Origin of the sequence: Populibacterium corticicola (genome assembly GCF_042683685.1) — a bacterium.
Lineage (GTDB): Bacteria > Actinomycetota > Actinomycetes > Actinomycetales > Cellulomonadaceae > Timonella > Timonella corticicola.
Map to the genome: position 1 here is coordinate 141,384 of NZ_JBHUOP010000001.1, position 11,666 is coordinate 153,049.

An 11,666-nucleotide genomic window follows, 5' to 3' on the forward strand; every position below is an offset into this window, starting at 1 on the left:
GGTCTGGACGAGGCGCAGCAGAAGGTTGGGTGTACTTGCTTGCGTGCACCCAATGCGAGACGGGGTGCGAACGCAACCGGCTCGTCGGCAATTTGAAACCAACACTCACAACCAGACAAAACAGCGAAGGGCCGCGCATCCGCTCGGATGCGCGGCCCTCAACCTGTGTCAATGGCCTGAAGCGGCCCGCAACTAGACGAGCCAAACCAAACGCGAGTTAGCTTTGCACGCCCAACTGAGCCAAGATGTCTCCTGCTGGGACATCGGGTGCGCTCTCCAACTGCTTGGGTGAGGCGGCTGCAACGGCATTGGCAACGAGCTGGCGGCGTCCCTCGGCGTCGACCGTGGCGATCTCCTTCTCACCGCGTTCGAGTGCGGCAAGGTTGCGTTGGCGTAGGTCGCGGCCCCACTTGTCGGCATCGATGAGGGACTGTGCCTGCTGTTTGACGGAGTCGATGACGGCGAACACGGTCTCCTCGGTGATGACGGGAGCCTGAGCGGCCTTGGAAACTTCCCGTACAGCATCGGCGGATGCCTCGAACGAACCTTGAATGAGGGCGTTCGTGCCCTTCTGGAGTGATTCGCCCATGTCGGAGCCCTGCTTCGCTAGTGCAGCCTGCTGCCACATGGCTAGCCCGCGGCGGGCGGAAGGGATACCTTGCGTGCGGAACACGAGGAGACGGCGTTGCATGGACGCGCTGACGAGGATCAGGTTGCGCAGAGTTGGGGCGGAGGCGAACCCGAGGAAGAACTGTTGGCGCCAGTCGTACCAGGTCTTCTCAATCTCGGAGATACCCTGAGCGAGGTCAGCGTGATACTCCTTGAACTCGCTGAGGGAGTATTTCTGACCGTCGAACTCGATAGCCTGTTCGGTCTCGCCGGCCTGCTTGAGCAGCGCGTCAGCGCGGTCAAACTTTCCGTGGAGGTACTGCGAGATCTCTTCAAGCGCAGCCAAGACAGCGACAACGTCGGTCATGGTTTCCAGAGTCTGCTCGTGGAGCTTCCGGGCGCGATCTGAGTTCGTTCCGAGGGCAAGTTCCATCTCGCGGACCTTGATTTCGGCCTCGTTCAACCGGTCTGAGATGGGCTTTGCATCGCGGATCATGGTCTTGAGCGTGTAGCCAGCGCCGCCGAAGAACTTACGGACCTTGCCCACGAAGTCTTCCATCTTGAGGTTGCGATACTTCGCGTTGTAGCCGTCCATCTCACGCAGCAGATTGTTGACGATCTGGTCGGCCTCAGGAAGTTGAATGTCTTTCTGCTCGTTGAGCAGTGCGATCGAGGCCTGGTTCATCTTCTCCAGCGTCGGTGCGCCGAAATTGAGGATCTGGTTATAGTCCTTGACCATCCGTTCAGCGACAGCGGGCGCGGAAGCAGTGAGGGCATCGCGCTGCTCTTGGCTGAGTAGGGAGCGGAACTCAAACTTCGCTTCGGCAGGAGACGCCGCGGCAGCATCCTCGGGCGTTACAACTGCGAGACCCGCTTCGAGTGGAGACTGGGGCGCCTGGTTCTGGATTTCAGGGTCAGCTAGAAGCGCTGCCATGTTGATACCTGGAATTGCTGATTCTGTCATTTTCTGACCCTTCTGCGGGAACGTTCATTCCCCTGAGGTTGCCAACATTACGGGTGTGGTGCGGGGTTAGGAATCGTGTTCGATGCGAGGGTTCACCATGTCTTGGGCGCTGGGAGCGTCCACGGAACGAAGCATTCCCTCAAGTGCCACGCGGAAGTCTAGATCCTTGGAGGAATTGACCTGTCGAATGTTCAACAGGAGTTGGTTGTCAACGGCCTTGGCTGCGGCCTCAACCTCGGCAAGGCGCTCGCCACTGCGGTCCCATAGCCTGCTGTTCTGGGCGATGTCGAGGTAGTAGTCGCTGCCTAGCGCATTGTTGAGCTGCTTGAGGGTGTTGGAGTATTCGAGTTCTGCGAGACTCTTCTGATTCTCCACACCCTTGCGTTCGAGCCGAGCGAACAGTTCGTTGAGGTGCAGCAGGATGCTGTTCATCGGGCGCGCCGTTGGGTACCGCGACTCCATATGCCGCCGTGTGAGCTTGGCGAATTTTTCCATCTCATCCTTCATCGAGTCGTTCTTGATCACGTGATTCGGGATGGTCTTGTACTTCTTGGAGCCACGGCGCGATGCGCGGAACACGGTGAACAGGATCGTGGCGACGAGCGCGACGCCGAGGAATGCACCGCCGATTGCCAGCGGTGCGAGGGGGAAATCGTTGGACGGCGGTGGGGACGGTGCGGTTCCGGTCGAGGTGGTTGTGAGAGAGGCTGCAGCCTCAAGCACCTCGGCTTTGAAGTCGTTGAGGTTCGCAACGCCCGTGCCGCCCGAGAGTATCGGAAGAATGGCCTCGGATGCAGCGACGGGCCTCACTGTGTATGGCTGGGTTGTGCCCTGCGAACTATTGACGACGATTACGGCGTCGTATTGCCCTGACACCTGCCTGTAGATGCTATCCGCAGTTTGGGCTGCGTTCAGTCCGCCAGCGTTTCCACCCGAACTCTCGAACGCCGCTACAACGACACCGACATTGGAACCATCAAAACTGCTGTCGAGTTGCGTGGTGCCCGCGTGGGGATCGACGTAGCTGGACCCGCCTTGGAGCGACTCAACCGCCACTTCAACGAGCGAGCCGCTGCTGGCCAGTGCAGTACCCGGCACGCCGAATGCCAATAACGTAGCCAATACGGCGATGAGTCCTGAGCGGATCCTTGTTGTCTTCACAGTATGCCTTCGAATAGGTCAATCACCCTCAGCGATTGAGGAAATTCTAGCAGTTTGCCGGTAGTCAAAGGCCCTTTTCACGGCCCCGAACCGGCCCTTGGTGGGAAGTGAGTGGCCCAGCTTCACAATGGCTGGGCCACTCACCGACTCCGTCTAGAAGTTGTTCATCACGGACTGGATGACATCTTGGATTCTCTTGGGGTCCGAGGCGTCAAACATCTGGCCACCGGTTGATTGCGAGATCCTGTTCAGCACGTCCCGGTCAGCGCCGTCGCCGTAAGCGATGGTGAAGATGCGAACAGGACTGCTGTTGGAACCTTCGGTCTTCTGGTTGAGTTTCACCAGAAGTGAATCGAGCGAGATGGAACTGTCTGTGTCGCTTCCATCGGAGAGCAGCACAATTGCGTTGATTCGTCCCTCTTCGGCTTCTTCCAACATGTAGTCGTAGGCGACTGACACCGCGTCATATAGCGGGGTCCCTCTGCGGTTGCTGTAGATCAGGTCCTTGATGGCGGAACCGATGGCTTCCTTGTTTCCTTTGAGTGGACCGAAGTCGTAGATCGGTACGAGGTTTTCACCGAGTTCCTCCGATTCGATGCGCGTTGTAAACGCCCACACACCGATGTGGTCGGTGGAACGGAAGTTGTTCAGGGTGGAGACGGCGCCGTCGATGGCTCCCTCAAGTTTGGTGCGTCCATCGCCGATGGGGTCGTCCATTGAGCCGGAGATGTCGATGACTTCGAGCACTGCGGAGGGCTTGCGGATCTGGGTCCACTGGTCGAGCGCTGCTGATACGACGTCGGCCTCAGGCTTGGGTAGCGTGACGGTTGGCTTCGCGGGGTCGATGCCGACACTTGCGTTGAGGGAACCAGACACGTCAACGGTTTCATCGAGGGGACGGAACCCGTAGTTGGGAAGGATCTCTTGAGCGGCCTTCGTGCCCAGGAACTGCATGAAGGCGGCACCAGCGGTCTTTTGCTCGGCGGTTACCCACGGCGAGTTCAGCACGACCGCTGGGTTGTCACTCCACATTGATCCCTCGGTGGGGTAGACGGCCACGAGCTTTTCCTTTGGCGGCGTGAGCTGTTCGCCGGGCTGGACCGTGTGACTGTCGGGGTTGCCTTTGTTGTACCAGAAGAGCGAGGTCTCCTCGAGCGCTACCGCTGACACGTAGGAGGAGCCTTCCGTTCCACCCTGGGTTGCGTTGTAGAGCGTGGTGAGGACGTTACCAGTGGTGTCACCGTAGTGGATCGCGCCAGACTCAAATGTGCGGGAGAAGTCTTCCGCTGCCTTGACATCCTCAACCGTGAGGTCTTTGTCCTTCTTGCTGGCACTGTATGCCTGCGTGAGGATCACGGACAAGCCGGTGGTGGATGTGTTCGGGTTGGTTTTGGCGATCTTGAAGGAACCCCACAGTGGCTTGCCGAGCGCTGCCCAGCCTTTCTCGTCTGCGATGTAGCTTTCGAGGTCCGCATAGGAGATGTCCTTGGAGGGGTAGTCCAGAGCGCGGGCCATGGACTCGGGGATGCCGAAGACGATTGGCGTGTGGGTGAAGTAGGTGGGGTCTGCAACGAGGTTGCTGTTTCCTGCGGCAGCCACACGGTCGACCCACACGCTCGAAGCGGGCGACCAGATGGTTGGGTACCATTCTGGGTCGAGTTCGGGCCACGTCGAGGGGTTGGTGATGAGTACCTTGGCGCCATTACCGGAGGAGATATTGATGGGGAATACCGAGGCGCAGGTTCCGAGTGCTTCCGCTTCCGGTGATTCCTTGAATGCCGTTCCGAGTTCCTCCATGAGGTTGACCTTCTCGGATGAGGTGGCAACGATGAGTGGCGTGCAGTCGTCGTCGCTCGGGCCGGCAGCAGGTGCGTTTGTCGTGTCGTCTGTACCGGGGATGTTCACCTCCAGTCCTGCGCAACTTGCCAGAAGGAGGCTCGAAATCGCCACGGTGGCGACCATACCTAACGTGTGACGCAATCTAGCCATCATTCTCCTTTTTGCGTGTCGCGGTCGTGTGACACAGCTCGGTGAGTCCCGCGTGTGCGGAGGTGTCTGGGGTGGGACGGTTTAGCCTGGTTGTTACGATCCTATCCCTTACTGTCACCGTATTTTTTGTGCGCCCGGATCGCGGTCGCGAGCAGTGAGTACGCCAGATTGCCGACGATATGGGCGAGGTCCGTGAGCGGGTAGAGTTGTGCGGGGCGCGAGTAGGCCGCGCCACGGGGCGCGGAGGAGGAGTTGCGCAGATGAGCGAATACCAGGGCCACGGCGATGAAGAGATCAAGCCTCCGGTCGTATTACCTACGCGGCAGCGCACGCAATACATTCTTGCGAGCCTTGCGGTGCTTACCTCGGGGTATGGCATATACGTCGCCTTCATCTATAACGGCGTGTCCTGGGGGATGGCTCCGTTTGCGTTTCTTGCTGCGGCGGGAGCCGCGGTGGCGTTCTGGGGCGCCAGCACGTCACAGCAGAGGCGCACTGGCTTGGGGCTGCTTTTGCAAGGACTCGCTCCTATTGGTTTCCTCTGGGTCTTCGCGATGACTCTCGCACTCATCGGCGCTGCTCTCGTATATAACGATGCGCGGATCAAATACGTTTCCGAGAACATCAACAAGCCTGCGCCAAATCCGTTCATGTGAATCCCCCGAGAGGCCCGAAGGATCAGGGCCTAGACTGGCCGCATGTTGACAGTCGGATCAATCGTCATTCGGGTCACCGATCTAGAAGCCCAGACCGGTTTTTGGGCTGAGGCACTCAACTACGAGATACGCGAACCCAGCGCAGACGATTTCGTTCTGCTCAAACCCAAGGATGGGGTTGGCCCCAACGTTTCGCTCGATAAAGTTCCCTCGCCGCGGATGCTTCCTCCGCGCATCCATCTTGATCTCTATGCCGATGGTCAAGCTGCCGAGGTCGAACGGCTCAAAGGGCTTGGCGCCCGCGAAGTCCACTGGAACGGTAGGCCCGCAGACGCGGACTACATCATCATGGAAGACCCAGAGGGCAATAGGTTCTGCGTCATAGACGCTGGTTCCTGAAGACCTGGTGTGCCGGAGCCGACGTCATTCCTGAATGTCTGGCCGACAGCCAACCAGCCAGTCCATATACCGGATGTTTTGTTGCTCTAGGACTTCTGGGGTCTGTACTGTTTGACCAGCAAACGCATGCAGTCGAGCGTTTCTTGCAGTGCCGCAACACCGTTGACTGCCATTACTCGTCTCAGCCCGCGTGTACGAGTCTGACATCCCCCGCCCCGCCTATCGCAAGTCTGCGATGTTACCGATTAGGTACCCACTTGAAGCCTTTCGCCCCTTTGAAGCGCGCTGCAGCAGTCGCATGCGCTGCATTACTTGCCCTTGGTCCAACAACTGCCGCACATTCGGCGCCGCCGCCCGAAATCAGTCCTGTGTCAGGCCCAACCGCAGGTGGAAACACCGTGACGCTCTCGGGAGTCGATTTCTCGCAGTTCGAGGTTGAATTCCAGGCAATTGATGCCGGATTTGATCACTCTCTTGCTATTTCGACAGATGGAAGTGTTTACGCATGGGGAGATAACTCTCAGGGGCAATTGGGAACCGGCGACACGACCGATTCTCTCGTCCCGGTAAAGATCTCGCTTCCATCCACGTCACCCGCGAAATCCATCTCTGCGGGCGAATCCCACTCCGTCGTGGTCCTTGAGGACGGAACCGCATACGCGTGGGGAAAGAACAATGCTGGCCAACTCGGTGTTGGCAGTACCACCGATAGCCTTGTGCCACTCCAGGTCGATGCACCAACAGGTGTGCAGTTTGAGTCTGTGTCTGCTGGGTCGTACCACACACTCGCTGTGACAATTGCAGGCGATGTGTATGGCTGGGGAGCCGATGATTTCGGACAGGTGGGGAACTGGGACGCGACTCCGGTAGAGAAATACTCGCCTGTGCCCGTTGCCATCCCGGGAAGTCCTGAGATCGTCGAGGTAAGTGCGGGTCATACACATTCGCTTGCACGTTCTGCCACTGGAGCCGTGTTCGCGTGGAGTTTCAACCACGTCGGTCAGTTGGGTCAAGACCCAAGTATCCTCCCGATGACTCCAGTACCGGTTGAGGTATCGTTGCCTAGCGGAAGACAAGCAGTCGGTATCTCTGCCAGCCAGGATTCATCCTTCGCTGTTTCTACTGATGGCACGGCCTACAGTTGGGGAGACAACACCTACGGGCAGTTAGGTAACCCTTTTTACGGCATGCCTGACTACACCCCAGATGAAGTGTGGACGACTGACTACAACATCGAGGCGATGTCGGCAGGGGACCAGCACACCCTCGCACTCACCAACGCGGGTGGCGTTGAAGCCTGGGGACAGGGCGATTTCGGCCAACTCGGACGAAACTCCCTCCTTGACTCTCAAGTTCCTGTGCCCGTCTCTCTCCCAACGGGAACCATAATCACTGAAGTATCGGCAGGCGGCTACCATTCGCTTGCGCTCACCGATGAGGGCAAGATTCTTGCGTGGGGACTTGGTAGTGACGGACGACTCGGTGCCGGAGCTACTTCGAGTTCTGCCGTCCCGATCTCGGCGCAGACCGTTATCGATGTTGAAGACCTAACCGTGTACTTCGGAGCCCTTGACGCTGAGGGAACAGACACCGTTGCCGATGTAGGCGCGGGAACCGTTACCACAACGGCCCCGAAGCACGCACCAGGCACCGTCGATGTCTATCTTGTACCGGCAGACGCGGCACTCACCAGTGCTTTCGGCACCTACACATATGAGTCTGGCCCCGTTGATCCGCTCGAAGCGACGGTGACGGTTTCCTCCCAAACAGTTCCAGTAGGTGACTCCGTCGGATCCAAAGTCACGGTGAGTATCGTGGACGATGCAGGGTTCCCGCTCGTAGGGGCGGACGTCCGCGTCACCCTCAGTGGGGTGGGAACGGTAGGACCAGTAACCGACAATGGAGATGGAACCTACACAGTCACGGTTACCTCCTCGGCTCCGGGTACGGCGACTCTGACTTTCGGGGTTTTGGGCACCTCCCTTACGGTGCAAACGAGCGTCACGTTCACGGCCACAGCACCTCAACCTGACCCAGACAACACCAATAATCCCGATCCCGACAATACGAACGATCCTGACCCGGACTCCACTACCAACCCGACACCAGATAACACTGCTGATCCTGATCCCGACTCAAGTGGTGAGCCAAAACCAGACGAGACCGGGGACCCAGATGGCACCGACGGTTTGGATGACACCGACAACGAGAGCACGGACCGGGAAACCGTAGAAGACGATGACGAACTTTCCGACACCGGTGTGGGAACATCGCTCATGACGGCGTTGGCTGCATCAGTGATCCTCTTGGTGGCGGGAGTAGGGGCATTCCGAATACGAGGCCAACTCGCTCATCGTCTATAGGTCGCCAGCGGCTTCTCGTGCGTAGCGTCTAGCGCAAGGCATGATGCGTGGAACGCCTCGGAATCATACACAGGGGTATCGATCCGAAGCGTTCCACGCTATACGGCGTGCCATGAGCGATGGATGACAGTTGGGTTGCAACGCCACCACGATGCTACGGAGCCTACTCGACGTGCGTTGGAGCGAAAACGCAACCGGCCCGTCGGCAAGTAGAAAGCGAGTCTGGCTGCGCGCGCAACTGGACCCTGCACGACGTACTGTTAACGCATGAAACCTGAACTTCGCGATTGGCTGCTGGACTCCGACCCGGCCCTGCGCTGGCAGGTCGAACGCGACCTGTTGAACGCGCCAGAGACCACGTGGCAGGCAACCCGGGCTCGCGTCGCCCATGAGGGATTTGGAGCGCAACTCCTTTCTCACCAGGACTTGGACGGTCAGTGGGCGGGTGGCGCATACTTCCCCAAGAACTTCTTTGGCAGCCCTGAGGCCAACGAACCGGGTCAACCGTGGAATGCAACGACCTGGTCGCTGAAAGACCTGCGTGAGTTCGGGCTCGATGCCGCAGTGCTTACGAATACCGCCCAGCGCCTTGACCAGAACAGCCGCTGGGAATACGACAACCTTCCCTATTGGGGTGGGGAGGTGGACGTGTGTATCAACTCGTTCACCCTCGCAACGGGTGCATGGCTTGGTGCGGACGTCTCCCAGCTTGCGGCATGGTTTCCTGCGCACCAACTCGCAGACGGCGGCTGGAACTGCGAGGCCGAGGAGGGAAACTCTGTTCGCTCCTCGTTCCATTCGACCCTCAATGCGCTGCGCGGGATGCTTGCGTACGAGCAGATTGTGTGCGGGAGCGTTGACCGTGGCGTGATCGTCGACGAGTCCGCTACGTCTCAGAGACAGGCTGCGGTGCCAGCGTTACGATCCGCGCGGCGACTCGCAGGAGAGTATCTGCTGAAACGGAAACTGATGTATCGGCTGACAGCCGGTGGAACGGTTGGGGACGAGATGGGCGAACTGGACGCGGTTCCCAGTCAGAAGGTGCTGGTAGGGGATTTCGTCACGCACTTTGCCTACCCGAACCGGCACGTCTACAGTGCGCTTGCAGCATTGGATTACTTCCGTGAGGCAGATCAAGTCGATGGTGCTGAGGGTTTCGGGCGGGACGAGAGGATGTCCGAGGCGGTTGAGTTGGTGCGGGATAAACGGCAGGTTGATGGGACGTGGTTGCAGGAATTCAGGCTTCCAGGACGTACCTGGTTCGACCTGGATGTGCCCGAGGGCGAGCCGTCCAAATGGCTTACCTTGATCGGAACGAGGGTGTTGGCCTGGTGGGATCGAGAAGACTAGCCGTTGCGACTGTTGTTCAGGAATCGACTGCTGCCATCGGTTCGATGGAACAGATAATCGTCCGCGTTAACGGGTCCGCGAACGAACTGAACGACTCAGTGAACGTGTTCAGGTTTTAGACACCGCGCAGTCGCGCGCGTTGTTGCGGTCGCCAAGGAAAATGGGCCTGCACCCTAGCGCTAGGGGTGCAGGTGAAGACCGCCGCCAAGTTCGCAATACCCTGCGCTTGCGTGAACAACTAGTAAACCGCTCATGACGTTGAGTTTAATTCTTCCTGTTCCATGGAGATTCCCTGCCCAGTTTTGAAGAAAAATGGGTGATTTTCTTCATTTGTTTCTCGGTGTGCCGATACAGCGTTTGCAACACGTCAAACGGTTTGTGTTGCACAATCGCTTCAGCGAAGGACGAGGACAGTCATGGATGACAACTCAAGCAGCATCCCTGCCGCGAAAACACCCGCAGGCTGGTTCGGCGGACTACCCGTGCGCGCGAAAGTTCTTGCGATCGCTGTCATTGGAGCCGTTACAGCGGTGCTTATCACTGTGGTTGCGCTGGTGTCGCTGTCTGCGCAGCAGGATGCTGTCAAGCGTAGTGAACAGGAAATCAGCACAGCCAATCAAGAGTCCCAAGCGATGGAACGTTACATCTGGAACTCGCGTTTGCAGGTGAACTCCACGCGGGCCACAGTGTCCGCGTCGATTAACGAAGAGTTGTTTGCGGAGTTTGAGCAGAACTACTCCGATGCCGTCGCACAGGCGGAGTTGCTCTGGAGCCACTTCGACTCACAGTACAAAGACGAGGTGATGACGAGTCTTGAGAGTTATCGCACGCTTGTGCTCGGTGACTTCAAGGACCAAACATTACGTATGGCCTCTGCAAACGCAGAGCGCATTCGGATCAATGAACTCAATCCAGCGGGTGAGGGTTTGCTTGAGTTGTTTGACAAGATCAATCAGGAGATTGAACAGTTTGGGGTCGATAGCACCGCACAAGCAGCACAGTCTGCCCGACTCCAGAACATGGTTGTGATTGCGGTTGCAGTGCTTGGCTCGTTGCTGGCACTTGGGCTCGGACTCATGATCGCCAACCACATGGTCCGTGACATCCAATCAGTCCGAGATGCCCTCCGTGCGCTTTCAAGCGGTGACTTCACGAGTCAAACCGAGGTGGCATCACGCGATGAGATTGGCGAGATGGCCCAGGCTCTGGAGGAAGTTCAAGAAAATCTGCGTGAGATCCTCTCAAGCGTCGTCGAGACTTCCGAGCAAGCCGTCAGCGAGAATATTGTTCTTTCTGCCATATCTCAACAGTTGGCTATGACAATTGAGCAGACCTCGAAGCAGGCTGCGATAGTTGCCTCTGCTGCGGAGCAGATTTCCACAAATGTCCAGAACGCGGCATCGGGTTCGGAGCAGATGAGTGCGTCGATTCGTGAGATCGCGCAGAATGCTCAGGAAGCGACCGCAGTGGCTCGAACCGCTGCAAGCACTGCGGAAGCCACAAACGTGACGGTGTCTCGACTCGGTGAGTCCTCGCGTGAGATCGGCGATGTCATCAAGTCAATCACCTCGATTGCCGAGCAGACGAACCTCCTTGCACTCAATGCAACCATTGAGGCTGCGCGTGCTGGCGAGGCCGGTAAGGGCTTCGCTGTCGTGGCCGGTGAGGTCAAGGAACTGGCCGCCGAATCAGCCCGCGCCGCAGAGGACGTGGCTCGTCGGGTTGAGGCAATCCAGAACGACACGAACAGTGCCGTTTCGGCTATCGCTCAGATCGCGGAGATCGTCGAGTCGATCAACAACTACCAGATGACCATTGCGTCTGCGGTTGAGGAGCAGACAGCGACCACGAATGAGATGAGCCGTTCGGTCGCTGAAGCCGCGACTGGTTCCACTGAGATCGCGGGGAACATCAACGAAGTGGCCGCAAACGTCAACCAGTCTGGTCCTGCCTTTGACAGCCTTGACGAGGCGATTACCAAGGTGTCGAGTGCTGCTAAGGATTTGAGCGCTCGTGTCCAAGTATTCAGGTTCTGAGCGTTTTCCTAGGCTCCCCCAAGCGGGTCGGTTCTGTTACCTCCTACGGAACCGGCCCGCTTTATTGTCTGGACTCCCCAACGAGGGTTATGGGTCCAAGAACCAGAGAGCGCTGATTGGCGACGATCTGGCCCGTCGC

At 58.3% G+C, this 11,666-nt stretch carries 8 protein-coding genes; 5 read left to right on the plus strand and 3 right to left on the minus strand.

All coding sequences use genetic code 11. The features are described from left to right. Window positions 1-217 precede the first annotated feature (217 nt). From ACFSYH_RS00645 to ACFSYH_RS00655, 3 genes are all read right to left on the minus strand, one after another. A complete protein-coding gene (locus tag ACFSYH_RS00645; protein WP_377464490.1) occupies window positions 218-1,573 on the minus strand; it encodes a toxic anion resistance protein in 1,356 nt (451 codons plus the stop codon). Between the two features lie 66 nt (window positions 1,574-1,639). Beyond that, a complete protein-coding gene (locus ACFSYH_RS00650) occupies window positions 1,640-2,734 on the minus strand; it encodes a hypothetical protein (protein WP_377464491.1) in 1,095 nt (364 codons plus the stop codon). 153 nt (window positions 2,735-2,887) lie between these two features. Continuing rightward, the gene (locus ACFSYH_RS00655; protein ID WP_377464492.1) at window positions 2,888-4,723 is read right to left on the minus strand and encodes a substrate-binding and vWA domain-containing protein; all 1,836 of its coding nucleotides are present in this window, start codon (window positions 4,721-4,723) and stop codon (window positions 2,888-2,890) included. 260 nt (window positions 4,724-4,983) lie between these two features. Here ACFSYH_RS00655 and ACFSYH_RS00660 point away from each other — a divergent pair, with 260 nt between their 5' ends. The 5 genes from ACFSYH_RS00660 to ACFSYH_RS00680 all read left to right on the plus strand — a co-directional run bounded on the left by ACFSYH_RS00660 (window position 4,984) and on the right by ACFSYH_RS00680 (window position 11,527). Beyond that, a complete protein-coding gene (locus tag ACFSYH_RS00660) occupies window positions 4,984-5,379 on the plus strand; it encodes a hypothetical protein (protein ID WP_377464493.1) in 396 nt (131 codons plus the stop codon). Between the two features lie 42 nt (window positions 5,380-5,421). Further along, the gene (locus ACFSYH_RS00665; protein ID WP_377464494.1) at window positions 5,422-5,778 is read left to right on the plus strand and encodes a VOC family protein; all 357 of its coding nucleotides are present in this window, start codon (window positions 5,422-5,424) and stop codon (window positions 5,776-5,778) included. A 368-nt stretch (window positions 5,779-6,146) separates the two neighbouring features. Then, window positions 6,147-8,141 (plus strand): RCC1 domain-containing protein, encoded by a 1,995-nt coding sequence (locus ACFSYH_RS00670; protein ID WP_377464495.1) that lies wholly within the window; start codon window positions 6,147-6,149, stop codon window positions 8,139-8,141. A 267-nt stretch (window positions 8,142-8,408) separates the two neighbouring features. Then, entirely contained in the window at window positions 8,409-9,491 is a 1,083-nt protein-coding gene (locus ACFSYH_RS00675; protein ID WP_377464496.1) for a squalene cyclase, read from the plus strand. Between the two features lie 416 nt (window positions 9,492-9,907). Then, complete coding sequence (locus ACFSYH_RS00680; protein WP_377464497.1) at window positions 9,908-11,527, plus strand: methyl-accepting chemotaxis protein; 1,620 nt, start codon at window positions 9,908-9,910, stop codon at window positions 11,525-11,527. Window positions 11,528-11,666: the final 139 nt, after the last annotated feature.